The 24079-nt window shown below is 73.6% G+C and carries 19 protein-coding genes; 9 read left to right on the top strand and 10 right to left on the bottom strand.

The genetic code is table 11. The features are described from left to right. Positions 1-115: 115 nt before the first annotated feature. The 3 genes from ABZZ38_RS20695 to ABZZ38_RS20685 all read right to left on the bottom strand — a co-directional run bounded on the left by ABZZ38_RS20695 (position 116) and on the right by ABZZ38_RS20685 (position 6102). A complete protein-coding gene (locus ABZZ38_RS20695; RefSeq protein ID WP_356741866.1) occupies positions 116-2023 on the bottom strand; it encodes a peptidoglycan recognition family protein in 1908 nt (635 codons plus the stop codon). Between the two features lie 438 nt (positions 2024-2461). Further along, positions 2462-4222 (bottom strand): SpoIIE family protein phosphatase, encoded by a 1761-nt coding sequence (locus ABZZ38_RS20690; protein ID WP_356741864.1) that lies wholly within the window; start codon positions 4220-4222, stop codon positions 2462-2464. 761 nt (positions 4223-4983) lie between these two features. After that, on the bottom strand, positions 4984-6102 hold the full coding sequence (locus ABZZ38_RS20685) for an aminoglycoside phosphotransferase family protein (RefSeq protein ID WP_356741862.1): 1119 nt from the start codon (positions 6100-6102) through the stop codon (positions 4984-4986). A 234-nt stretch (positions 6103-6336) separates the two neighbouring features. On the opposite strand from ABZZ38_RS20685, the gene ABZZ38_RS20680 reads away from it, so the two are divergent. After that, the gene (locus ABZZ38_RS20680; protein WP_356741859.1) at positions 6337-7827 is read left to right on the top strand and encodes a hypothetical protein; all 1491 of its coding nucleotides are present in this window, start codon (positions 6337-6339) and stop codon (positions 7825-7827) included. Between the two features lie 100 nt (positions 7828-7927). On the opposite strand, the gene ABZZ38_RS20675 is transcribed toward ABZZ38_RS20680, so the two are convergent. Together ABZZ38_RS20675 and ABZZ38_RS20670 are read right to left on the bottom strand one after the other, a co-directional pair. After that, positions 7928-9409 carry a SpoIIE family protein phosphatase gene (locus tag ABZZ38_RS20675; RefSeq protein ID WP_356741857.1) on the bottom strand — a complete coding sequence of 494 codons (1482 nt, stop codon included), beginning with the start codon at positions 9407-9409 and terminating at the stop codon, positions 7928-7930. A gap of 195 nt (positions 9410-9604) precedes the next feature. Beyond that, positions 9605-10399, bottom strand: a complete 795-nt coding sequence (locus ABZZ38_RS20670; RefSeq protein WP_356741853.1) for an SDR family oxidoreductase — start codon at positions 10397-10399, stop codon at positions 9605-9607. Positions 10400-10522: 123 nt separating this feature from the next. Between ABZZ38_RS20670 and ABZZ38_RS20665 the strand changes: the two genes are divergently transcribed. Together ABZZ38_RS20665 and ABZZ38_RS20660 are read left to right on the top strand one after the other, a co-directional pair. Beyond that, a complete protein-coding gene (locus ABZZ38_RS20665; RefSeq protein WP_356741850.1) occupies positions 10523-11548 on the top strand; it encodes an NAD-dependent epimerase/dehydratase family protein in 1026 nt (341 codons plus the stop codon). Positions 11549-11786: 238 nt separating this feature from the next. After that, the gene (locus ABZZ38_RS20660; RefSeq protein WP_356741848.1) at positions 11787-12632 is read left to right on the top strand and encodes a hypothetical protein; all 846 of its coding nucleotides are present in this window, start codon (positions 11787-11789) and stop codon (positions 12630-12632) included. Between the two features lie 202 nt (positions 12633-12834). Here ABZZ38_RS20660 and ABZZ38_RS20655 read toward each other — a convergent pair whose 3' ends face one another. After that, positions 12835-14100: a cation:proton antiporter gene (locus tag ABZZ38_RS20655; RefSeq protein WP_356741846.1), complete on the bottom strand. Its 1266-nt coding sequence runs from the start codon at positions 14098-14100 to the stop codon at positions 12835-12837. A gap of 52 nt (positions 14101-14152) precedes the next feature. Next, entirely contained in the window at positions 14153-14953 is an 801-nt protein-coding gene (locus ABZZ38_RS20650; protein ID WP_356741844.1) for a VOC family protein, read from the bottom strand. 252 nt (positions 14954-15205) lie between these two features. On the opposite strand from ABZZ38_RS20650, the gene ABZZ38_RS20645 reads away from it, so the two are divergent. Further along, complete coding sequence (locus ABZZ38_RS20645; RefSeq protein WP_356741842.1) at positions 15206-15685, top strand: hypothetical protein; 480 nt, start codon at positions 15206-15208, stop codon at positions 15683-15685. A gap of 65 nt (positions 15686-15750) precedes the next feature. Here ABZZ38_RS20645 and ABZZ38_RS20640 read toward each other — a convergent pair whose 3' ends face one another. Continuing rightward, entirely contained in the window at positions 15751-16617 is an 867-nt protein-coding gene (locus tag ABZZ38_RS20640; protein ID WP_356741838.1) for a ribonuclease BN, read from the bottom strand. 127 nt (positions 16618-16744) lie between these two features. On the opposite strand from ABZZ38_RS20640, the gene ABZZ38_RS20635 reads away from it, so the two are divergent. Then, positions 16745-17740, top strand: coding sequence for a DUF3048 domain-containing protein (locus tag ABZZ38_RS20635; protein WP_356741835.1), 996 nt, complete (start codon positions 16745-16747; stop codon positions 17738-17740). A gap of 48 nt (positions 17741-17788) precedes the next feature. Here ABZZ38_RS20635 and ABZZ38_RS20630 read toward each other — a convergent pair whose 3' ends face one another. Continuing rightward, entirely contained in the window at positions 17789-18796 is a 1008-nt protein-coding gene (locus tag ABZZ38_RS20630) for a YihY/virulence factor BrkB family protein (protein WP_356741899.1), read from the bottom strand. Between the two features lie 355 nt (positions 18797-19151). Between ABZZ38_RS20630 and ABZZ38_RS20625 the strand changes: the two genes are divergently transcribed. From ABZZ38_RS20625 to ABZZ38_RS20610, 4 genes are all read left to right on the top strand, one after another. Next, the gene (locus ABZZ38_RS20625) at positions 19152-19436 is read left to right on the top strand and encodes a hypothetical protein (protein ID WP_356741833.1); all 285 of its coding nucleotides are present in this window, start codon (positions 19152-19154) and stop codon (positions 19434-19436) included. A gap of 594 nt (positions 19437-20030) precedes the next feature. After that, positions 20031-20222: a hypothetical protein gene (locus ABZZ38_RS20620; RefSeq protein ID WP_356741832.1), complete on the top strand. Its 192-nt coding sequence runs from the start codon at positions 20031-20033 to the stop codon at positions 20220-20222. A gap of 211 nt (positions 20223-20433) precedes the next feature. Continuing rightward, the gene (locus ABZZ38_RS20615; RefSeq protein WP_356741897.1) at positions 20434-21411 is read left to right on the top strand and encodes a TIGR03557 family F420-dependent LLM class oxidoreductase; all 978 of its coding nucleotides are present in this window, start codon (positions 20434-20436) and stop codon (positions 21409-21411) included. A gap of 808 nt (positions 21412-22219) precedes the next feature. Continuing rightward, positions 22220-22663, top strand: coding sequence for a DUF2267 domain-containing protein (locus ABZZ38_RS20610; protein ID WP_356741830.1), 444 nt, complete (start codon positions 22220-22222; stop codon positions 22661-22663). Positions 22664-22723: 60 nt separating this feature from the next. Here the strand turns inward: ABZZ38_RS20610 and ABZZ38_RS20605 are convergent, their stop codons facing one another. After that, positions 22724-23989: an MFS transporter gene (locus tag ABZZ38_RS20605; RefSeq protein ID WP_356741827.1), complete on the bottom strand. Its 1266-nt coding sequence runs from the start codon at positions 23987-23989 to the stop codon at positions 22724-22726. Positions 23990-24079: the final 90 nt, after the last annotated feature.

The following is a 24079-nucleotide window of genomic DNA, read 5'->3' as shown; positions in this document are numbered from 1 at the left end:
GGGCCAGGCTTACCCTCGTCCCCTCCGCCCCACGCGCCCCCCGAATTAGTCGTATGAACGGGTGAACGTGGCGCCTGAACGAGTGACGTGGTGGGTGAACGGCCGGCGTCGCGCGTCAGTCGAGTACGCGCACGTCGGACGCCTTGACGAAGGCCACCCGGTGCCCGAACTGGATCCGGTGGTACTCCTCCTGGCCGCGCACCACCCGGTGCCCCGCGGTGTCGAACCCCGGTGCGAAGTAGTACTCGCCGGGGGTACGGCCGCCCGTCACGTACCGCTGACCGGCCGGCAGCGTGTACGGCAGCGGCGACACCGCCTGTACGGGCACGCCCGCCGGGTACGCGGACGCCTCCGGGTAGGCCCTGCCGTACACCGGGATCTCCGCCAGGCCCTCGCGCGGGGTCACCAGCCGCGCCCGCGCGCCGATCGCCGTCGGCCGCGCGGGCGGATTGTGGAACCACGCCTTCTGGCCCAGGTACCAGATCGCCGTCCACTCCCCGCGCCGCTCCGCCACCGCGTACCGCTGTCCCGTCGAGGCCCGCGCCCCCGTGTCGTTGACGCCGGTGGTCGAAGCCTCACCGCCCGGCCGCAGCCCGACGTCCCTGACGAGAGGGGCGTCATCGCGGGGCTCGGTGCGCAGCCGCACCGCGCCACTGCCGTGCGGCGCGCACGCCTGACCCGCCGTGACACAGCCGGTGTACTCGGGCCGGTGCGCCGTGTACGCGGGGCGGATCGTCACCACGGCGCTGTGGGGACCCGCGCTCGGCGTGAGGGGCCGGCCCAGCAGCCGGAAGTAGTGCGCCCAGTCCCAGTACGGGCCCGGGTCGGTGTGCATACCCCGCACGGCTGTCCCGGTCGGGCCGGGCACGTTGTCGTGCCCGAGGATGTGCTGCCGGTCCAGCGGCACGCCGTATCGTTTCGCCAGGTACCGCACCAGCCGCGCCGACGTCCGGTACATCGCCTCCGTGTACCAGGCGTCCGGCGCGACCAGGAACCCCTCGTGCTCCAGGCCCACCGACTTGGCGTTCACATACCAGTTGCCCGCGTGCCAGCCGACGTCCTTCAGCGGCACGTGCTGGGCGATGTGTCCGTCGGACGAGCGCAGCGAGTAGTGCCACGACACGTACCGCGGGTCCCGCACCAGCTTCAGGGTGACGTCCCAAGTGGCCTCGGTGTCGTGGATGACGATGTAGTCCACCGCCTGTGAGACGGGCCGGTCCGCCTTGTCGTGGTTGCCGTAGTCACCGTCGCCGAACTCCTCGTACGGGGCCGGGATCCACTCGCACGCCACGGTGGGCGGACACTCGGTGCGCGCCGTGTCCGCGGTGCGCAGACCCAGCGCGGCGGCCTGCGAGATGTCCGGCACCACGTCCGGGTCCGCGGGCAGCACCACGAGCTGCCCGCTGTCGGTGGTGCGCCGTTCGCCCGAACGGATCACGTCGTACACGTCATTCGCGTACGTCATGGCCGTCGCCGTGTCGTCGGCGCCCGAATAGCGGGCGACGGCGCCGTACCAGGCGCCCGGGTCGGCACCGGCCGGGTGGCCCAGCTCGCGCTGGGCGGCGGCCAGCAGGGCGGCGCCGCCCTCGATGTTGGCCGCGGTGCCGGTGCGCAGTCGCTCGGGGGAATGGCCGGACAGGGCGGCCGCCCGCTCCAGGGTCCGCAGCCGGGGCGGCAGCGGGGACGGCTCGGGCACCGGCGTACCGGCGCCGTCCTTGACGGCGCGAGCGCTGTCGCCGCGCGCGTCCTCCGTGCCGTGCGAGTGGTGCGGCGCCGAGGCGAGCGCGGTACGCGCGTCGGTCAGGTGCATCGGCCCGTACCCGCCGGTGACGCTCGGCGCGCCGCCGTGCCCGTCCCAGCGCGACTGCAGGTACGACACGGCGAGCAGCACGCTGCGGGGCACCCCGTACCGGTCGGCCGCGGCGTCGAACGCGCCCTGCAGCGAGCCGGTGGCGGGCGGGCGCTCGGCGTTCGCCGCGGGGGCGGCGGAGAACAGGGACAGGAGCAGGGCGGCGGACGCCACGGCGCCGCCCGCTCCGCGTACGCCTCGATGGGCGGGACCGTGCAAGGCAGCCTCCTGAGGACGGGTCGTGCCATGGGCGGACCCGTACAGGCGTAGCGGCAGGCCGACGATCCGTCAATCACCGGCGCGTCCTCGCGTCTTGGCACGTCGGAGCGGGGGCAGCGGGTTTCGGGACGACGGCGCGCGGGCCTGCGGCGCGTCACCGGCATGGACCAATGACCGGAGGCGGGAGCCGACGAGGTCATCGGCAGAGGCTCGCCCCGTACACCGTCACGGGGACCGCGTATCCGTCCCTGCCCTCGGCGAGCAGCCGGCCGGCCGGGCTGTCGCGGAACGCCCTGCGCCTCGTTCGGTCGGCCGGTGGCGGCGGATCGCGGCGGCGACGCCCCGGCGCGTTCCGGCCCGTACGCGATGGCCGCGTCCCGGTGGTCGGGGTGTTCAGTCGACCTCGACGGCGAGCAGACACGCGTCGTCGTCGTGGATGGTGCGTTCGTACTCCTCCGTCAGCCGGTCGATGATCCGCTGCGGAGGAAGGCCCCGGCTCCCGGCCAGCGCCCGCGTCAGCGCGCCGATCCCCTCGGCGATGTCCTGCCCCCGCCGCTCGACCACCCCGTCGGTGTACAGCAGCAGCACATCACCCGTCTCCAGCCGGAAGTCCGCCGTCTCGTACGCGTGCCCGGGCAGCGCGCCCAGGAGCGGCCCGCGGTGCTCGACGGGCAGCGCGAAGGCGCGACCGCCGCGCAGCAGGAGCGGCGCCGGATGGCCCGCGCACGCCCAGCTGAGCACGCGGTCCTCGCCGATGTGGCCCACCGCCGCGGTGGCCGTGGCCGCGACGGGCTCGCTGCAGACGAGTTGGTTCAGCCAGGTCGTGATGTCACCCGCGCAGGCACCCGAATGGGCGAGGCCCGCCATGGCGTACCGCTGCTGCGCCATCCGGGCGACCGCGTCGAGGCCGTGGCCGCTGGCGTCCCCGATGGCGACCAGCGCGCGGCCGTTCGGCAGCGGGCGGCACTTGTACCAGTCACCGCCGACAGCGGCGTCCGGCTCGGCCGGCAGATAGGCGGCCGCCGCCGTCAGACCCAGCTCCGCCAGCCCCTCCGAGTACGTCGGCAGCAGCGCCTCGCGCAGCGCGGAGGCGACATGCCGCTCCGCCGTGGCCTGCTGCCGCAACTGCTCCGCCTCGGCCTGCTTCTCCACCAGGCGCCGGCGGCTGCGTATCTGCGGGGTCAGATCGCGGGCCACGATCTGCAGGGCCCAGGGCCTGCCGTCCGTACCGGCCACCGGCCTGCCGAGCAGGTCCACCGTGCGGACCTCCCCGAGCACCAGGAACCGGATCCGCGTCCAGGCGGGCTCCTCACCGGCCAGGACCGACGCGATGAACTCGCCGAACGGCCCCACATCCGCCGGTACCAGGTGATCGCACAGCTCCAGCAGTGACCAGGGCGGCGCCGGGTCGGTCCGGAAGATCCGCTGCAACCCCTCCGACCACGACACCCCGCCCGACAGCAGGTCCCACCGGCCCCACCCCACGGACGCCAGATGCTGCGCGTCGATGGTCAGCAGCTCCGACCGGCTGCGCACGGGCCGCCAGGTCGTCAGCACCCGGTCGCCGCACGACGCCGCGTAATGCACCAGCTGGACCCGCTTGAGCCTGCCGTACCGCTCCTCGGTGTAGTCCACGACCAGGCCGTTCAGGGAGCGCCCCGTCACCAGGACGTCGCGGAGCGCGCTCCGCAGCCCGCTGACCACGGCGCCCGGCCGTGCCGACGCGAAGAACCGCTGGCCCACCTGCCGGTCCGGCGAGACCAGCCACTCGGCCGAGCGGATGTGGTTGCCGGCCTGGATGACGAAGTCCTCGACCTCGCCGGACGCGTCCCGCACGGGGGTCAGCAGCGCCGCGGACACCGGGATGGCCGGCAGCGTCGAGCACACGCACCGCATGGGGTCGTGGTCCTCACCCGCGTCGACGCAGGTGTGCGGGGCGCCGGTGCCCTGGCCGCAGGGGCATTGCGGCGGGCCGTCGCCGCTCCGGGCGACCGCGGAGCCGGCCGATGTCGTACGGGCCCGCTCATCGGCGCTGCGTCCCGGCGACCCGACGGCGACGGGTAGCGCCGCCTCCGCCGTCCTGCGCACGTCCGCCCGCAGCGTCGCGATCTCACGCTCGATGAAGGCCTTCAGCGACGCAACGTCGGACGGCATGGTCACGGCTCCGGGAATCGTGGACAGGCAGGCAGCACATTCATCGCGTAACCGACAGAAACGGCGATAAACACCGGCCCCTCGTCCGGCGTACCGGGCACGGCCCGTTCGCGAAGAGGACAGTCGGAGGAGCCCCCCATGAAGTGGATCGCCCGGACCAAGGCCCACCTGCCGCGCGCCACGGAACGTCTCCGCCCGCCACATCCCACACCCGCCGCGCACCGGCTTACCCGCCGCCACTCGACGCAGCTCCAGCGGGTGCCCTGGGCGGGGTCTTGGACGCAGCACGGCGGCTCCCTCCGGCACCCCCGCGAGTGCTCCTGGAGCGCCGCACGGACGACGGCCGGCTCCCGCGGCCCCGCTCGCCGCACACGTCGACCCGCGTGCCCTGCCCACCTCCGTGGTCGTCCCCGAGCTGCCGTCCGCCCGATACCGCGCCCTCAGCACCTCACCGGAGCCGCCAGCCGCCCTATGCGGTGCGCCCCTTGTCGTCAGCCGTCCATAGTGCTCCAGCAGACCGCCCGCGCCCCTCCCTACGGCGGCCCGGACACCATCGCCCACCTCGACCGCAGCGCTCTCTCCCGGCCCCGGCGCACACCCCCGACCGCGCTCGACACGCCCCCCTGCCACCGGGCCGTCCGCGACGCCCGCGTCAGCAACGCGCCCCCCGGGAACCGGGCTCCGGACGTGAACCCACAGCGGCGCTGTGTGCCCGGTGTGTCGGCACCGGCCACACAGCGCCCTTCCCCCTCATGGGGCGGTCAGCGCGTGCCGACCGCGGCGCGCACGGCCCGTCGTGCCATGGCGCAGTCGTCGTGCAGCCGCCTCAGCAGCAGCCGCTGTTCCTCACCCGCGGACAGCCCCCCGGGCTGTACCGGTACCGAGCCGGCCGGCGGCGCCTCTCGTATCGTGCGCTGCACAGCCGTCTCGTAGGTCCGGATCTCCCGCGTGAGGACAAGCATCAGGTTCACCAGGAACGCGTCCCGCGCGGCGGGCCCCTGGGCCTGCGCCAGCTGGCTGATGTGCCGCCGCGCCGCCGGCGCGTCGCCCAGGACCGCCCACAGCGTCGCCAGGTCGTACCCGGGCAGGTACCAGCCGGCGTGCTCCCAGTCGACCAGCACCGGTCCGGCGGGCGACAGCAGGATGTTCGAGAGCAGCGCGTCACCGTGGCAGAACTGGCCCATGCCACCCCGCCACCCCGCGTGCGCCAGACCGTGCAGGAGCTTCTGCAGGTCGTCCCGGTCCCGGTCCGTGAAGAGCCCCAGCTCGTGGTAGCGGGAGATCCGTGACGCGTAGTCCAGCGGCGCGTCGAACGTCCCGGCCGGTGGCCGCCACGCGTTGAGCCGCGCGATGGCGCCGAGCGCGGCCCGCACGTCGGCCCGGGGCGGGGCCTCGAGGGGGTGGCGGCTGAGCGCCGCCGCACGGCCGGGCATGCGCTCGATCACCAGCGTGCAGTTGTCGGGGTCGGCGGCGATCAGCCGCGGCACCCGCACGGGCGGGCGGTGCCGTACGAAGGTGCGGTAGGCGGCGATCTCATGACGGAACCGCTCGGCCCAGGCGGGGGAGGGGTCCAGTAAACACTTGGCGACCGCGGTGGCCCGCCCCGTGGTGCCCACCAGCAGCACCGAGCGGCTGCTGCGCCGCATCAGCTGCACGGGGTTGAACTCCGGGCAGATCCGGTGCACCGAGGCGATCGCCTTGCGCAGCTGCGCCCCTTGTGGGCCGGACAGGTCGAGTCGGCCGCTGAGCGGCCCCGACACCGGTCCCGCCCAGCGCCGGGTCCGGCCCGCCTGCATGGGATCCGGATACGGTCCGCTGCCGACCGGGAGGGTGCGCTGCGGCCGGGGCGGGGCGGACACGGAGGACGATGCTGTGTACATGGGCGAGACAGATCCCTTCGTGTGCCGACGAGTTGCGTACGCTGCCCCGTCCCGGCAACCGGCCGACATCCTGGGGAATGAGGGCCGGTCACCGGGACGGGGTGGCGCATTCCTACCCGACACCCGGGCGCGGGTGGCACACCATCTGGCGGACCCTGGCGAACCCTGGCGAATAGTCGCCAGCCCTATGACAGCGGGCTAGTGTCAACTCAGCCGAGAACCTGGGGGCTTGACGTGACCGGAGTACCCAACACCCGCCTTGCGGACCTGTTCGGCCTGGCCGGCTGGTCCAAAGGGGAGCTCGCACGGCTCGTGAACCGGCAGGCGGCGGCCATGGGCCATCCGCAGCTGGCGACCGACACGTCGCGGGTCCGTCGCTGGATCGACATGGGGGAGACCCCGCGCGATCCCGTCCCCCGGGTGCTGGCAGCCCTGTTCACCGAGCGACTCGGCCGTGTCGTGACCATCGAGGACCTCGGGTTCGTACGACACGGGCGCGCCGGGAAACGGCGGGACGTCAGGGACACCGACAATCCTGACGGGCTGCCCTGGGCGCCCGAGCGTACGGCCGCGGTCCTCACCGAATTCACGGGAATGGACCTCATGCTCAACCGACGCGGCTTGGTGGGCGCGGGTGCCGCGCTCACCGCAGGCTCCGTACTGACCAGCGCCATGCACGACTGGCTCCGCACCGATCCCGCACTCCACGCCGACGCACCCCGCGTCGACGATCCCCTCCACGCCGACCCCGCCGGCTTCGACCGATACGAGGCCGCTCCCATCGGGTCGCAGGAGATCGAGGCGCTGGAGCGTTCCGTCGAAGTGTTCCGCGCCTGGGACGCCGCCCGCGGCGGCGGCCTGCAGCGCAAGGCCGTGGTGGGCCAGCTGAACGAAGTGGGCGGCATGCTCGCCTACCACCACCCCGACCATCTCCAGCGGCGGCTGTGGGCCGTCGCCGCCAACCTCGCCGTCCTGGCGGGCTGGATGTCCCACGACGTGGGCCTCGAACCCACCGCCCAGAAGTACTTCGTGATCGCCGCGCACGCGGCACGCGAGGGCGGCGACCGCCCACGCGCCGGCGAGGCCCTCTCCCGGGCCGCCCGGCAGATGGTCCACCTGGGCCGCCCCGACGAAGCCCTCGACCTGATGAAGCTGGCCCGGGCCGGTTCGGGCGACGAGATGCTGCCGCGTACGCACGCCATGCTGCACACCATCGAGGCCTGGGCGCAGGCGGCGATGGGACGGGGCCAGGCCATGCGCCGCACCCTCGGTGAGGCCGAGGAGCTCTTCGTCTCCGACAAGAGCGACGTGCCACCCCCCAGCTGGATGCAGACCTTCAAGAAGGAGGACCTGTACGGGATGCAGGCCCTCGCCTACCGGACCCTGGCCGAGCACGAGCCGGGAGCGGCCAAGCAGGCCCAGCACTTCGCCCAGAAGGCGCTCGCGCTGCGTACCGAGGCCACTCAGCGGTCGAAGATCTTCGACTTCCTCTCCATGGCGTCGGCGTGCTTCATCGCCGACGACCCCGAACAGGCGGACCGGTACGCCAGGCTGGCCCTGATGTCGATGGGGGAGACATCCTCCCACCGCACCTGGGACCGGCTGCGCGAGATGTACCGGCTCACCGGCCAGTACGCGGGCTACTCGAAGATCGAGGACCTGCGCGAGGAGATCCAGCTGGCCATGCCCAAGCAGACCAGGAAGTCCAGGAGCACCGACATCTAGCGCGGGGCCGGCACCATCCGGCCCGGCCCCGCGTATCCGTATGCGCCGCGTCCCCGCGCGCCGGCGTAACCGCCCCTACGACGACTCGCCGCACCCACCCCTACGACGGCTCGCCGATCCTCGCGACCATGACACAGGCGTCATCCTCACGCGGGGACCCGCCCAACTCCTCCACCACCATCCGCACGCACTCCTGCGCATCCCGCGCCCGGGCGAACCGCGGGGCCAGTCCGAGCAGCCTGTCCGTCCCGTCCGTACCGAAGGGGTCCGCGCCCGCACCGCGGGTCAGCCCGTCCGTGTGCAGGAGGAGCAGGTCCCCGGGCAGCAGCCGTACCTCGGTCTGCTCGTACGCCGCCCCGGACGTCGCCCCCAGGAGCACCCCGTCCGGCCGCGTCAGCGCACGCCCCGTCCCGCCGCGGAACAGCAGCGGGGCGGGGTGTCCGGCCTGCGCCCAGCTGAGCGTCCCGGTCGCCGGGCTGTACCTGCAGCACACGGCGCTGCCCAGCGCCGGCTGCGCCGAGGACTCCAGCAGCTGGTTGAGGTGTTCCATCAGGGCGCCCGGCCGGATGCCGGCCACGGCCATGCCGCGCAGCGCGCCCAGCAGCATCGCCATCGAGGAGGTGGCCGATACGCCGTGCCCGGTCAGATCGCCGACGGACAACAGCGCGTCACCGTCGGGCAGTTCGAGCGCGTCGTACCAGTCGCCGCCGATCAGCGCGCTGGACCCGGACGGCAGGTAGTGACCGGCCAGGTCCAGGGCCGCGGACCCGCCATGGGGGAAGCGCAGCGAACCGCGCCACGGCGGCAGGACCGCCTCCTGGAGCTCCACGGCGACCCGGTGCTCGGTCTGCTCGATGTCGTGCTGCCGCCGCAGCGACTCGCGCGATTCGCGCACCACCCGCTCGCTGCGGCGCAGTTCACTGACATCGCGTAAGACGGCCCACATCGAGGCCGTGCATCCGTCGGCGTCGAGGACGGGCTCGCCCGTCATGTGGAGCGTGCGCACCCGGCCGTCGGACCGCACGATCCGGAACTCGCCGTCGATCGGCTTCCCGTCGATGAGGCAGCCCGTGACCATGGCCGTCAGCAGCGCCTGGTCCTCGGCGAAGACGAGCGAGGGCAGTTCGTCCAGCGACATGGCCCCGGCCTCCGGGGAACGGCCGAAGATCTGGAACAGCTCGTCGGACCAAGTGGCCTCGTCGCTGAGGAGGTTCCACTGCGCGGTGCCGACCCGGCTGAGCAGGGCCCCGGTACGCGGCCCGGCCTCCACGGCGGTGTCGCCCCCGCCGTCGCCAAACGCGCCCTCGCGTGACGGGTCCTCGCCCCGCAGGGGGGAGCCGCCGTCGGGCAGCCCTTCCTTGAGCTGGCCCAGCTGCGCGCCGAGGTCGTCGAGCTGGTGGACGGCGAGATCGCACAGCGCGCGCTGCCACCGGCCCTGCGGGTCGTCCTCGTCGGCCACGGCGTCCCGGCGTACGGCGTCGACGTCTCCCCGCAGTCTGCGGGTCTGCGAGATCAGGGCGTCCACCGTGTCGCGCTCGGGCGGCTGCCCGGCGGTACGGTCCGCGAACAGATGGGACGGCATGTCGTACTCCGATACAGGCGCGGCGCGGCCGGTGTCTGGATATGAGGGCCGATGACGACTGTCGCACAGGCGGCGAGGGCCTGTAAGGGGATTGGCAACACTCGATACGGTGGTGCTTCTGGCATATACCAAAGGCCCGGCGATATCCAGCCAACACCGGCTGGAACCTGCCGTACCGGGTGCCCGTCGAGCCGGTCACGGCAGGATCGAATCGACGTACCCCCCATCGACCCGCAGGGCGCCCCCCGTCGTCGCGGACGCCTGCGGCGAGCTGAGGTACACCACCATGTGCGCGATCTCCTCGGGCTCGATCAACCGCTGCAGCAGCGACTGCGGCCGGTGTCGCCGCATGAACACCCGCTGCGCCTCGTCCCACGGCAGGTCCCGGTCCACCAGCTCGTACACGAAGTCTTCCACCCCACCGGTATGAGTGGGTCCCGCGATCACCGAGTTGACGGTGACGCCGGTTCCGGCCGCTTCCTTCGCGAAACCGCGGCTCACCGCCAGCAGAGCCGTCTTCGACATGCCGTAATGGATCATCTCGGCGGGGGTCACGACGGCCGAGTCGCTGGCGATGTACTGCACCCGGCCCCAGCCGCGACCCGTCATCCCCGGCAGGTACGCACGGGTCAGCCGCACCGCGGCCAGCACGTTCACCTCGAAGTATCGGCGCCACTCCGCGTCCGTGATCTCCAGCGCCGGCCGGGCCTCGAAGACGCCGAGGTTGTTGACGAGGATGTCCACCTCGGGGAGCAGCCGCACGGTGAGCTCCGCCCCCTCGTCGGTGGCGAGATCGGCGGGAACGGGCACCACCTCGGCGTCCGGCACCTCCGCGCGGAGCCGTTTCACGGCCTCCGTGACGCCGTCCGGACCGCGCCCGTTGACCGCCACCGTCGCCCCCGACCTGGCCAGGGCGGTGGCGATCGCCGCGCCGATGCCCTGGGTCGAGCCGGTGACCAGCGCTGTCCTGCCCGTGAGATCCACCTGCATCCGGGGGTCCCTTCTCGCGTGCCGCTCCGACCGCTCCATGGTGCACGTGGACGGCCCGGCAGCGGGTACCCGGACGCCCCCGGCGCGGTGCCGGGGCATGCCGAGCCGTCGGAGGGCAGGACCGTGAGCATGGAAGCCGGCAAGAGGGTCGTCGTCACCGGAGCCACCGGCAACGCCGGCACCAGCGTGGTGGCGGCGCTGGCCGACGACCCGCAGATCGCATCCGTACTGGGCCTGGCACGCAGGGTGCCCAGCTGGTCGCCGCCGAAGACCACCTGGGCGTCGGTGGACCTGGCGCACGACACCGACCTGGTCAGGCACTTCGAGGGCGCCGACGCCGTCATCCACCTGGCCTGGGCCTTCCAGCCCACCCACGATCCGGTCGCCACCTGGCGCGTGAACGTCCTCGGAAGCCTCCAGGTCTTCCGCGACGTCGCCTCCGCGGGCGTGCCCGTGCTGATCCACGCCTCGTCCGTCGGCGCCTACTCGCCCGGCCCGAAGGACCGCGCGGTCGACGAGTCGTGGCCGACGCACGGCTGGCCGGAGGCCGCGTACTGCCGCGAGAAGGCGTACCTGGAACGCGCCCTCGACTCCTTCGAGGTGCGCAACCCCGGCGTGCGGGTGGTGCGGATGCGCCCGGCGTTCCTGTTCAAGGAGGAGTCGGCCAGCGAGCAGCGCCGGATCTTCGGCGGCCGGTTCCTGCCCGGACAGCTCGCCCGCCCCCAGGCCGTCCCGTTCGTCCCGGACATCCCCGGCCTGCGGTTCCAGGCCCTCCACACCGACGACGCCGCCCAGGCGTACCGGCTCGCGCTCAGCCACGAGGTCGGCGGCGCCTTCAACCTGGCCGCCGACCCCCCGGTCGGCCCGCGGGAGCTCGCCGAGCTCCTCGACGCCCGCGTCGTGCGCGTACCCCGGCCGGCCGTCCGGGCCGCCCTGGCCGCGGGCTGGAACCTCCGGCTGGTCCCCGCATCGCCACAGCTCTTCGACGCGGCGATGCGCATGCCGCTCCTCGACTGCACCCGCGCCCGCGTCGAGCTCGGCTGGCACCCGCAGCGCACCTCCCTGGAGGCCCTCGGCGAGCTCCTCCGGGGCATGCGGACCGGCGCCGGCATGGACACCGCCCCCCTCGCGGGCCGCAAGGCGAGCTGACCCGGCACCCGCGGCGGCTCCGCGGCGGAGCGTCCCACGGCACGGGGCGGGGCCCTGGCGGGGACGCCGGGCCGACAGAACGGCGACCCCTGAACCGATCCATCCGCCCACGCGGGTGAGGTAGTGGCTCCCGGTGGGCAAGCCCTAAGGAGACGACCGGAGACCCTGTCAGGTGAAGGGGGCACCCGTGCCGGACCGACGCCCTCGCGGTTATCAGCCCGGGTGGCAACCGCGCCCGGTGACCCAGGAGTTACTCGCCGCGGTCGAGCTGATCCTCGGCAGGTACGCCGCCCAGCTGCCGCTGACGATCCCGCAGATCTGGTACGCGGCGGTCGCCGACGGCGTCCTCGTCAAGCAGGAGCGCACCTACCGCCGCCTCGTGGACGTCCTCGACATGGCGCGCCGCTCCGGCCGCATCTCCTGGCTGGCCATCCGCGACGACACCGACCCGCCCGTCGAACCCCGGACGTTCGACGGCCCCGGCGGCTTCCACCGGGCCGTGGCGGACGCCGCCCGCGACTACCGGCTCGACCGGCAGGCGGGCCAGGAGGCGCGGCTCGAGGTGTGGTGCCGGACGCCGGGCCTGGTGCCGCAACTGGCGACCGTCGCCGCCCCCTGGGGCGTGCCCGTGTACGCGGGGGCGGTGTTCACCGGGCTGTCCGGCAAGCGGGATGCCGCGCGCCGGGCGGCGGCCGGCGGTCACGACGCCGTGCGGGTGCTGGTGATCAGCGACTGGGACCCCGCCCGGCAGCACGTGTTCACCGCGCTCGTCGACGAGGTCAAGGCCTTCGCCGCCGTTGACGCCCCGGAGGTGCGGATGGACTTCGAGCGTCTGGCCGTCACCGAGCAGCAGATCGCCGAACTGCGGCTCCCCGCAGCGCCCGTGCGGGCCGCCGACCGGCGGGCCTTTCCGGGCAACGCCGGTACACAGGCCGAGGCGCTTCCACCGGACGCCCTGGCCGCGGTGGTACGGGAGGCGATCACCCGCCGCCTCGACGCCGCCGTCCTGGAGGACGTCCTCGCACGCGAGGAGGCCGAACGCCGCGCCCTCCTGAACGGCCTCCGCCTGCAGCGCGGCCTGTAGGACGTGTCCTCGAAGGAGCGGCGCCCGGCCGCGGGGCGGCCCTGGGGGCGTCGGCGGGCCCCCCGGGCGAAGCTCCGGGGGAGTGCGTGCCGCGCGTCGACGGCGGAGGAACCTCGCAGCGGTACCCGAAGGGACGTCGAGGGCTCGACCTACGGGTCCGTGAGGCCGCCGCCCCCCGGCCCTGGACAAGCGGCCTCGGCCTTCAGGTCGTGTCCGGCTTCGCCGCGCGGCGGCGGTCGATCCGTGTGATCACGGGTGTGGCCGTCACCCCGTGCAGCATCACCGAGGCCAGCACGGTGAACGCCACCGCCGCCCACAGCTGCCGGTCCAGTCCACCGAAGTCGTCCTGCCCCAACGCGTGGGCGAGGTAGTAGAGCGACCCGATGCCGCGCAGCCCGAACACCGCGGCCACCAGCCGTTCGCGGCCCGCCGTACGGAGACCGAGCTGTGCCACCCAGCCGGTGAGCGGCCGGATGCCCAGCAGGAGCAGCAGCGCCAGCACGGCCGCCTGCCAGGTGAGCGCCGCGAGGCCGCCGGCGGCGATGTAACCGCCGAGGAGGAACAGCAGGAAGGCGGTCAGCAGGCGCTCGACCTGTTCCGTGAACTCGTGCAGCACCTTGTGGTAGCCGTGGCTGCGCTCGGCCGCGCGCAGCGTACAGGCGGTGACGAACACCGCCAGGAAGCCGTACCCGTGCAGCAGCTCGGTGACCCCGTACGACAGGAACGTCGCGGCCAGCGCCACGAAGCCCTCCATGTGCTCGGACAGCCGGAGCGCCGCGGCCCTGGCGCGGAAGAACATCCACCCCAGCAGCCGGCCGACGGCGATGCCGGCGACCAGGCCCGTCGCCACCTTGCCGAGCACGTCCACCAGCGCCCAGCCACCGAGCCACCCGGCCGACCAGCCGGACGGTCCGGCCGACGCGGCCAGCGCGACGGCGGCGAGGACGAACGGAAACGCCAGCCCGTCGTTGAGCCCCGCCTCGCTGGTCAGTGTGAGCCGCACCTCGTCCTCGTCGTGCTCCGCGTCCGTCGGCTCGCCCACCCGTACCTCGGCCGCCAGTACCGGGTCGGTGGGCGCCAGGACGGCGGCCAGCAGCAGGGCGGCGGCGGGCGGCCAGCCCAGGAGGGTCCCGGCGAGCACGGCGGTCAGCAGGATCGTCAGGGGCATGGTGATGCCCAGGAGGCGCCAGGTGCCGGCCCACCTCCGCCACCCCACCGGGCGGTTGATCGCCAGCCCGGCGCCCATGAGGGACACGATGACGCAGACCTCGGTGACGTGTTCCACCCACACCCGGTCGTGGACCGGGTCCACCGTGGGCATCCCCACGGGCAGGAAGTGGACGAGGGCGCCCATGGCGAGGAACACCATCGGCATGGAAAAGGGCCGCTTCGCCACCACGCGCGGCAGGACGGCCGCCGCCAGGGCACCCACCCCCACGGCGGCGTACAGGGCATCGGACAGCGTCACCCGCGCGGCCCTCGCGGTGCCGGCGCGGCGTGCGCGTCCCTCTCCGGGCGGCTCACTCCGCCAGGGTGAGCGTGGTCACGGTGAACAGGCCCCCGTCGGGGTCGCGGAGTGTGGCCCGCACGCCCGGCTGATGGTCGACGACGCTGCCGCCGTGCTCCAGCGCCGTGCGGACGCAGGCGTCGACGTCCGCCACCGAGAAGTGGACCTGCCAGCGCGGCCGGATCGTCGGATCCGGCGCGGCCTCCAGGGCTCCCGAGCTGAGCCGCGCGACGACGTGGCCGCCACTGCGCAGCACGACGTCGTCCTCCTCGTACTCCACATCGCAGCAGCCCGGCCGGCCGCTCGCCCACTCCAGAACCTCCCCGTAGAAGATCGCGGCCTCGAAGGCGTCCCGGGTCTGCAGCCGCACCCAGGCGGGGGCCGCGTCACGCCAGTTCTCCCAGCCCGACAGGAGCTGGCCTTCCCAGATGCCGAAGACGGCTCCGTCCCGGTCGGCCGCGAGCGCCCCGCGCCCCAGCACGAGACTCACCGGGCCGACGGCGACGGTGCCGCTGCGCTCCCTGATGCGGGCCGCCGTCTCGTCGGCGTTCCGGACGGCGAAGTACGGGGTCCAGGCGACGGCCACCTGCAGGGCGGTGGCCAGGGCACCGATCCCGGCGACCGGTTTCCCGGCGGCGAGCGCGACGCTGAACTCCTCACCGAGCCGCGCGGGGCGGAACTTCCACCCGAATACCGCACCGTAGAACGCCTGTGCGGCACGAAGGTCGCGCGTCATCAGGCTGACCCAGCACGGAGCGCCGAAGACGGCGTCGCTGGAGGTCACGCCCTTGGTCGCTGCCGGTTGTGTATTCATGCGAACCGCCCTGCTGTCACCGTGCCGCTCTGCCCGGATGTCCATCCTTGCACTGTTTGCGTAGGTGGGTCCTGTTTCGTCCCGCCGTCGGCGCCGGCCCGCGCGGTGTCCGTGGGGGCGAGAGTGTGTGGTGAGGGGGCTGTTCCTGGTCATCGCCTCGCCGGTACCCCCTCCGGCCCCCGGCAATCACGTTGCCATGTACCTGCCGCTAGAGTGCGTTGCTCGATCAGGCGTTCGGTGATGGGGAGGGTCATGAGCGCGCAACTGAAGGAGCGAGCCGGGGAATTGGCCGCGGTGCTGTGGCGCGAGCACACCGTGTACCGCGACCGGTCCGGGGGAGTGGTCATACGCGGCGAGCACGTGCAGCGCTGGATCAGTCTGGCCCCCGCCGGAGGCCGCGACGAGATACTCGTCCGCGCCGGCCGCATCCTCGACGGCGGCACCACCGCCCCCGCGCGCTCCGAGGCGATCATGCCGCTTGCGGCCGGTACGGGAGAACTCGCCGCCACCTGCCGTCGCCTGCTCGCCGAGGCCGCCGCGGACGTGACCCCCCGCACGCCGCGCGCCGGGGCCCGCACCCGCCGCCCCCGGAGGCCCGGCAAGCCGGCCCGGTCGCGCGGGTCCGCCGCCGGCAGACGCCGACACACGGGCTTCGCCTCATGGCTGGTCCTGCTCTGCGTGGGCGCCGTCGTCGCGTACCACCTGTACGGCATCGGACTGTTCGCGTACTGAGGAGCGCGCACGTCACCGGGGCGGCGGGTGCGCGAGCCCCGCCCCCGCGGGGCGCGGAGCCGGGCTCAGCGCCGGGCCCGGAAGCCGCTCCGCCACCGCCGCATCACCCGCGCCAGATGCCAGCGCTCCTCGTAGAGCAGACGCCCCACGAGCGCGCCGCCGAAGACCACGAAGCCGACCCCGACGAGCCAGGACTGGACGACCAGCATGGTGCCGACGGGGCCGTACGTCACCGTGTTGGACGCGATCAAGGGGGAGAACACCAGCCGGGAGAACCCGCGCAGCCCCGCCAGCCCGATCACGGTCGCCACGGCGCCCGGCAGCAGGGCGCTCCACGGCAGCCGACCGCCCAGCAGCAGCCGCTGCGACCACCAGAAGAACAGCACCGCGCTCACCACGGCGACCGCGGCCCGCCAGGCCAGGTCGCCCACGTCCCTCGGCCGGGTGGCGATGTGCGCGGAGAGCAGCAGATACCCGATGAGAATGGCCAGCCACACCAGGTGGCGCCACATCGTGTGCCAGCGGGCGGCGGGCAGCTCCCACACCTTCTCGTACCCCGTCTGTACGACACCGCCGAAGGTCAGCCCGAATACCGCCAGCGCCGCGATACCGAACCCGGTCGTGGTCTCCAGCGCCTTCCCGGGCGGCGCGAAGAGCCGCCGTACCTCGTCCTCCGAGGCCGCCGCCACCCCCAGCCCGTCGGAGATCCACTCCGCGAATCCCTGCCCGTTCGCCGGATCGGCCGCCGCGACCACGATGAGCAGCGGCATCAGGGTCAGCAGCCCGAGCGCGGCGAACCCCATGGAGCGGTGCATGAGCTCCAGCTGGTTGCCCCGCCGCCACCCCCGCCCGGCGGCCGAACCGTGGAAGGCGCCGTACAGCCGGACGAACCACCATTGCCGGCCCTCGACGCCGGAAGACTTCTCGGGCATGCAAGTCGCATACCCCGGTGGCGCCGACCGCTGCGGCGCGTGGCGGAGGAGTCCCCGAATGGACGCTTCCGCCCGGCCTGTTCCGCGGCCCCGTTTCGTGGTCCACTTGAGCCAGGGAGCTGGGCCGATGGGTGTGAAGCGCGGATCGGGACGGGCCGGAGCGGCGGTCGCCGTGGCGGCGTGCGCCTCCCTGGTCGCAGGCCTGACCGGCTGCTCCTCGCCGACCTCCGGACAGCGGCCGGAGTCCCCGTCGTCCACCCCCACCCGCGCGGGCTTCTCGCCCTTCACCGGGCTCCCCGCCCGTTCCGGTACGCCGGTGCTCGCCGTCAAGATCGACAACGTCCCCCCGGCCCGGCCGCACACGGGCCTCGGCGCGGCGGACATCGTCTACGTCGAGCGGGTCGAGGCCGGCCAGAGCCGGATGCTCGCTGTCTTCTCGTCACGTCAGCCGACGACGGTCGGGCCGGTGCGCAGCGTCCGCGAGTCCGACATGGAGCTCCTGCGCCAGTTCGGCCGCCCGGCGCTGGCGTACTCGGGCTCGCAGTCGAAGCTCAAGCCGCTCATCGACGCCGCCCCGCTCTTCCCGCTCGCACCGCCCGACGCGCCCGGGGCGTTCTTCCGCGGCGGCGACCGCCCGGCTCCGCACAACCTCTACCTGCGCCCCGAGCGGGCGCTGGCCGCCGCACCGCGGGCGGACAAGGCCCGCGACATCGGCTTCCGGTTCGGCGCCGCTCCCGAAGGCGGCAGGCAGCTCAACGAGCACACGGTGCGCTTCCCCGCGGCGCGCTTCACCTTCACCTGGTCCGACAGCGACAAGCGGTGGCGGGTCGCCATGGACGGCACCCCCGCGCGCACCACGGACGGCGGCCGGATGGGCGCCGCGACCGTCGTGGTGCAGCACGTCGAGGTGCGTTCGTCGGCCTTCCGGGACCGGTCGGGCAGCGTCTCGCCGTACACCGAGACCGTGGGCGCGGGCACCGCGCTGGTGCTGCGCGACGGCAGAGCCCACGACGCCCGCTGGAGCCGGCCCTCGCCGCAGAGCGGCACCACCTTCACCACCGCGTCGGGCCGGCCGCTCCCCTTCGCGCCCGGCCCGGTGTGGGTGGTGCTGACCGGCCGCTGACCGCCGCCCGAGGGCCCCGCCGCCCGTGGGGCCGGGGGCGGGCGTTCCTCAGTCCAGCCGCTTGTGGTCCTCCTCGGTCCACTTGGAGGTGTCGCGCGGCTCCACGTACGGCTCCTCGTCCTCGGGGAAACCGCCGTCGATCGCCCGCTGGCGCGACAGCTCCGCGTCGAACTCAAGGCCCAGCAGCACCGCCAGGTTCGTGATCCACAGCCACACCAGAAAGATGATCACGCCCGCGAGCGTGCCGTACGTCTTGTTGTACGAGCCGAAGTTCGCCACGTACAGCGCGAAGCCGGCCGAGGCCGCCATCCAGATCAGCAGCGCCAGGAAGCTCCCGGGCGTGACCCACCGGAAGCCGCGGCCCTTGGCGTTGGGCGCCGCCCAGTACAGGATCGCGATCATGATGGTGACCAGCAGGACGAGCACCGGCCACTTCGCGATCGACCAGACCGACATCGCGGTGTCCCCGAGGCCCAGCGCGGTGCCGGCCTGCCGGGCCAGCGTGCCGGTGAACACCACGATCAGCGCGCTCACGCACGCCAGGACCATCAGCACGACGGTGAGCACCAGCCGCAGCGGCATCACCTTCCACACCGGCCGCCCCTCGGGCATGTCGTAGACGGCGTTCGAGGAGCGGATGAACGCCGCGATGTACCCCGAAGCCGACCACACCGCGGCCAGCAGACCGACGACGGCCATGACCGAGCCGACCCCGCCGGCACCCTGCAGCTGCTGCACCGCGTTGCCGATGACGTCGCGCGCCGCGCCCGGGGCGAAGTTCTGGAGGTTGTCGAGGACCTGCTGGGTGGCGGACTTGCCCGCGATGCCCAGCAGCGAGACGAGGACCAGCAGCGCCGGGAAGAGCGAGAGCACCGCGTAGTACGTCAGGGCCGCGGCCCGGTCGGCGAGCTCGTCGTCCTTGAACTCGGCGAACGTCCGCCGCAGGACCGCCCACCACGACCGCTTCGGCAGGTCGGAGAGCTGGTCCGGAGCGCTCCGCTCGACCTCCGGGCCGGGGCCTGGGGTGGGTTCGTCCTGGTCATGCCGGTGTGACATCGGTGCCATGGCGCACGGGTAACCGCACGGGTGGCCCTTCAACCCCAACCGCGAACACACTCCGCGGCCTCCGGTTCCTGTCCGGGCGCCCCCCGGCGGCCGAACCGGTGGCGATCGAAGACGCCGGGCCAGGACGGTGACGATACAGGCAGAACCCCTACGGACCGTCCGGCCCGCCCGGACGGACGACGCGCCGCGGATACGCGAGCTGCTCCACGCCATCGACGAGATCGAGATCGGCGCTCCCGAGACGGGATCCGTACGGCGTCGAGGCCGATCCGGCGCACCCCGGCGTGGACCTCGCCCACGACGCGTGACCGGCCTTCGCCGCCGACCGTCTCATCGCGGACGCGCTGTGGGCGCGACTCCGGCGCTGAGTACCTCGACATCGGGCCACTGGCTGCTGCCCGACCACCAGGCGGCCGGAGAGGGCCTGCCGGAGTCGGCCGAGGAGCGCGCCCGGGCACGGGCAGCCGTTGGCGGAGCACGGCGCGCCGTCGTCCACCTCCGGCTCAACCGGAAGCCCACCACGGATGCCGCCCTCCTCCACGCCCGGCGGTGGAGGTGGCGCGGCGCCACAGTGATGATCCGCGCGCTGTCGCCGGAGGCCGACCCGCGCCCGGGCCGCCCGCCGGGGTGACGCTGCGGGACGGCACCGACGAGGCGCGGACCGGCGCCGCGCCCACGCCCTGCTCGAGGAGACCTCCACCGGGCACTGCGACGACCAGCACCGCGCGTACGAGCGGTGGCCCGACGACATCGACGCCGCGCACCTGGACCGGTCCCGCGTCCGGGTCGCCACCCTGGAGGGCGCCGGCGACGTCGCCGTGCTCCTCACCCGCCACGACCGCGCCGGCATGGCGCGGATCGGGAACCTCGGCGTACGGGAGGCCGCCCGGCCGCGGGCCGGGCGGCCATCTGCTGCGGCACGCCTTCGGGACGTACGCCGCCCCGGGCCGCGACCCGCTTGAGCTGAACGCGGACACGCGCAACGAGACGGGGGCGCTGCGGCTCTGCGCGGCGCAGGCATGCGCACGCACGACTCCGTAACACCTGGGAGGCCCTGAGGCCACCCTGCCCGTATGACGGCCCGCCGGTGCCCGCCGGGGCGTCCCGGGACCATCCGATGACCGGTCGGGGGAAGACCTGTCCGATCATGGCCCGTACACTCGTCCCCTGCTCCCGCAGCGGCGGGGCGAGCGACCAACATGGTTCTTCGGAAAGGTGTTTCGACATGGACTCCGCTGTGCGAGGAGACGCCCCGATCTACGACAGGCTGATAGCGGAACGAGGCGATGTCCCCACCGACGTCCGCCGGGTGGCCGAGGAGACCCTCACCCAGGTGACGCGCGCGATGGACTTCAGCGGCCTGCGCGGATCACCGGCGTACGCCCGCATGCCCTTCCCGCCCGGCGCCACCGGCTGACCGGGCGCGTCACACGCGCGACACACCCTGTCCGTCGCACGCCGACGTACGCCGCTGTCGCGGTCGCCGCAGGCGCTCCGCCCGGGCCGGACAAGGGCGGCGCTCACCCGCCCCCGCCACCCGTTCGGGCCCGCAGCCCCGTTACACCCGCGCCCCGGGGGGTACCCCTGCGCGGACCGGAACGGATGGGATGACGGCGGGCGAGGGACACATGGAGATCGGTTACAAGCTGGCGGCGGAGGCTTTCGGGCCCTCCGAACTGGTGAGGCAGGCCGTCCTGGCCGAAGAGGCGGGCTTCGACTTCGTCGAGATCAGCGACCACTTCCACCCCTGGCTGGACAACCAGGGGCATTCACCGTTCGCCTGGACCGTGCTGGGCGGCATCGCGGCGAGGACCACCCGGATCGGCCTGGCGACCGGCGTGACCTGCCCGACCGTGCGCTACCACCCGGCGATCATCGCCCAGGCCGCCGCGACCCTCGCGCTGCTGTCGGACGGCCGGTTCGTCCTCGGCGTCGGCTCCGGCGAGCGGCTCAACGAGCACGTGGTCGGCATGGGCTTCCCGGACGCCGTGAGCACCCGCCACGAGATGCTCCGGGAGGCGCTGGACATCATCCGGCTGCTGTGGCGCGGCGGATACCGCTCGTACGAGGGCAAGCACCTGCGCCTGGAGGACGCCCGCGTCTTCGACCTGCCCGACGAACCGCCCCTCATCGCCGTGGCCGCGAGCGGGCCGGAGTCGGCGAGGGTGGCCGCGGAGCTGGGGGACGGTCTGTTCGCCACCGAGGACAAGCCGGACATCGTCCGCCGGTACCGGGAGGCGGGCGGTTCCGGCCCCCGGTACGCCGAAGTGCCCATGGCCTGGGCACCGGACGAACACACCGGGGCCCGGGCCGCCCTGGAGACGTCACGGTGGGCGGTCACGGGCTGGAAGGTGATGAGCGAGCTGCCGAACCCGGTCAACTTCGACGCCGCCACCACGACCGTCCGTGAGGAGGACATCCTGGGCAAGTTCGCCTGCGGCACCGATCCCGAGCGGTTCGTGGAGGTGACGCAGCCGTTCGTCGACGCGGGATTCGACCGGCTCGTCATGCAGAACGCCGGCCCCGACCCCGACGGCTTCCTCGACTTCTACCAGCGCGAGCTGGACTCCCGACTGCGGCAACTCAAGCCGAACGGCGACGTCTGACGCTCCGCCGAAGCGCCATCGCACCGGCCTCGGCGGCGGAACGGCTCGGCGGCGCCTGGGCCGCGGCGGCCTCGGAGCCGCTGCGCGCCTCCACCGAGGGCTGTGCCCGCGGCGGTACGCCCCCGCCCGGCACCGTACGCTCCGTCCCTGAGCGCCGCTCGGTCGGCTCGGCACGCCACCTCCCCGGGGCGCCGATGACGCGCGTCCGCCCGTCCGTCTCGCGCACCTCGCCGTGCTCGACGCGGCCACGACGGACGAACCCGCCCGGGCGGCGGTGCGGGAGACGGGCGCGACGGGGCCGGACGGCGCCGTGGGGGCCCTCGCGAGCGAGTCTTCGCGAAGCGGCACCCGAGGAAACGCCGCGTCGGTGCCACCGCCCGCGACCTGCTGCCGCGGCACGCGCGCCCGCCACCCCGAGCACCACGTGGTGCTCGGGGTGGCGTTGGCGTCTGCTCCGGGCGGCCGAGGACCGCGTCAGCGTGAGGCCGGGACATCGCCGCCGGCCGACGCATCCGCGTACGCCATCGCCATGAGTCCAGGCTTGTCAACTTTCTCGTCAGCAAGCTATATAAAAAAGCCGTAGGGCATCGCACGCAGTGTGAGGAAGGGAAGTGACCCTGTGATGCTCATGCGTTCCGACGCCGTCCGCGAACCGGGCCGGACCCGGGGGGCCGAACTCCACCTGAGGGAGCGGGAGAAGGCGAAGCGGGGGAAACCCACGACCAGCGGCGGCGGTGCCCCGCGACGAATCGTTGCCTGACCAGGCTTCCGGGTTCCTCCTTCGACGAGAAAGGCCACTTCCGCACCGATGCTCACCACCGTCCCGGCCACCCGCTCCCACTCGCCGCTGTCGTACGACGAGCTGGTCGACCAAGTGAAGCGCAACGGCCTGTACGCCACGCGCGCACAGGCACACGCCATCACGCGCAGCGTGCTGGCGGAGCTCGGCCGCCAGGTGACGGGGGACGAACGAGTCGAGCTCGCCCAGCGCCTCCCCGACGAAGCGGCGCACGAGTTCGCCTCGCAGATCCCCGCCACGCGAGCCAGCACCGGATTCGGATTCGTCCAGCAGATCGCCGCCCGCACCGGCACCAGTCTCGGAGCCGCACGCTGGGACACCGGCTCGGTCCTCCGCGCCATCGCCCGCGTCGCCGGCCCGGACCTGCTCGACCGTCTCCTGGCCCAACTCCCCGACGGCTACGCCCTGCTGTTCGGCCAGGCCCAGCTGACGCGACCGCGAGCCGCCGCCTGACACCACGGCCACGGCCCGACCGGCGGCCCGGGGGCGGCGCGAGGAGGCCGCCCCTCGACGTCACGGTGTCGGGTTGCGCGCGTCGTACGCCGCGAACGCCCGCCAGCGCAGGGCCAGCAGGCCCACCGCGACGACACAGGCGACACCGCCGCCGGTCACCGCGACCGCCGGGGTGGTCAGGTCGGCGACCGAACCGGCGACGAAGTCACCCAGCCGTGGTCCGCCCGCGACGACCACGATGAACACACCCTGCAGGCGACCGCGCATCTCGTCGGGTACGGCCGCCTGCAGCATGGTGTTGCGGAACACCATGCTCACCGTGTCCGAGAAGCCGGCCAGCGCGAGGAAGGCGACGCCCAGCCACAGGTCGCGGGTCAGCCCGAAGACGGCCACGGCGGTCCCCCAGGAAGCAACCGCGAGCAGCACCGCCAGCCCATGACGGCGGATCCGTCCCTGCCAACCGGAGAACACCCCGCCCAGCAGCGCCCCGAGCGCGGGCGCGGCGACGAGCAGCCCGGTGGTGCGTGCGTCACCGCCGTACCAGAGCGAGGCGACGGCCGGCAGCAGGGCCCGGGGGTGCGCCAGGACCATCGCGCAGAGGTCGGAGAAGAACGTCATCCGCAGGTTCGGCCGGGTCCCCAGGAACCGCAACCCGTCGAGGACGGACGCGCGCCCGGTTCCCCCGGCGGGGTCCTGCTTCCGGTCCGGGAGCATGGCGGGCAGCCGCCACATCGCGTACAGGGCGGCGCCGAAGGTGACGGCGTCGATGAGGTAGGCGGCCTGGTAACCCCACAGGCCGACGATGAGCCCGCCGAGCATCGGCCCGACGAGCGTGCCGGACGTCATCGTCATCGAGCTGAGCGCGTTGGCCGCCGGAAGCTGCTCGGGAGGCAGCAGCCGGGGGATCATCGAGCTGCGCGCGGGCGCGTTGAGCGCCTGGCAGACGGCCTGGAGGGCGACGATCGCGTACAGGAACCAGACGTGGTGGAACCCGGCGAACGTGGCCGCGGCGAGCGTCGCGGACAGTACGGCCGAACCGGAGGCGCTCGCCAGGCCCAGCTTGCGCCGGTCGACGGTGTCCGCGACGGCACCGCCGTACAGGCCGAAGACCAGCAGGGGTACGAGCGAGCAGAGCCCGACGAGGCCGACGGAGAAGGTGGAGTGGGTGAGGTCGTACACCTGGAGCGAGATCGCCAGGGAGGTCATGCCCTGGCCGATCCAGGAGACGGTGTTGCCGAACCACAGCCGCCGGAAGTCCGCGGAGGCCCGCAGGGGGGTCAGATCGGCGAGTATCCGCCGGCGGACGGCGGCGGGCGCCGCGGTCACCGGCTGCCCGTGGTGCGACCGGGCGCGGACTCACGTGCGTGGCGGGCGCATCTTGTTCTCGGCATGCCCAGCAGCATAGGCGCGCGCCAC

This window comes from Streptomyces sp. NPDC006368 (assembly GCF_040612535.1).
Taxonomy (GTDB): Bacteria; Actinomycetota; Actinomycetes; order Streptomycetales; family Streptomycetaceae; genus Streptomyces.
Note: the sequence above shows the minus strand (reverse complement) of the source record. Positions and strands in the feature narration are given on the sequence as shown.

What these genes read in the sequence shown, in the direction of transcription:
- ABZZ38_RS20690 (WP_356741864.1), bottom strand. Translation starts at nt 4,222, where the DNA reads ATGCCGTCCGACGTTGCGTCGCTGAAGGCCTTCATCGAGCGTGAGATC.
- ABZZ38_RS20685 (WP_356741862.1), bottom strand. Translation starts at nt 6,102, where the DNA reads ATGTACACAGCATCGTCCTCCGTGTCCGCCCCGCCCCGGCCGCAGCGC.
- ABZZ38_RS20675 (WP_356741857.1), bottom strand. Translation starts at nt 9,409, where the DNA reads ATGCCGTCCCATCTGTTCGCGGACCGTACCGCCGGGCAGCCGCCCGAG.
- ABZZ38_RS20670 (WP_356741853.1), bottom strand. Translation starts at nt 10,399, where the DNA reads ATGCAGGTGGATCTCACGGGCAGGACAGCGCTGGTCACCGGCTCGACC.
- ABZZ38_RS20650 (WP_356741844.1), bottom strand. Translation starts at nt 14,953, where the DNA reads ATGAATACACAACCGGCAGCGACCAAGGGCGTGACCTCCAGCGACGCC.
- ABZZ38_RS20645 (WP_356741842.1), top strand. Translation starts at nt 15,206, where the DNA reads ATGAGCGCGCAACTGAAGGAGCGAGCCGGGGAATTGGCCGCGGTGCTG.
- ABZZ38_RS20640 (WP_356741838.1), bottom strand. Translation starts at nt 16,617, where the DNA reads ATGCCCGAGAAGTCTTCCGGCGTCGAGGGCCGGCAATGGTGGTTCGTC.
- ABZZ38_RS20635 (WP_356741835.1), top strand. Translation starts at nt 16,745, where the DNA reads ATGGGTGTGAAGCGCGGATCGGGACGGGCCGGAGCGGCGGTCGCCGTG.
- ABZZ38_RS20630 (WP_356741899.1), bottom strand. Translation starts at nt 18,796, where the DNA reads ATGTCACACCGGCATGACCAGGACGAACCCACCCCAGGCCCCGGCCCG.
- ABZZ38_RS20620 (WP_356741832.1), top strand. Translation starts at nt 20,031, where the DNA reads ATGGACTCCGCTGTGCGAGGAGACGCCCCGATCTACGACAGGCTGATA.
- ABZZ38_RS20615 (WP_356741897.1), top strand. Translation starts at nt 20,434, where the DNA reads ATGGAGATCGGTTACAAGCTGGCGGCGGAGGCTTTCGGGCCCTCCGAA.
- ABZZ38_RS20610 (WP_356741830.1), top strand. Translation starts at nt 22,220, where the DNA reads ATGCTCACCACCGTCCCGGCCACCCGCTCCCACTCGCCGCTGTCGTAC.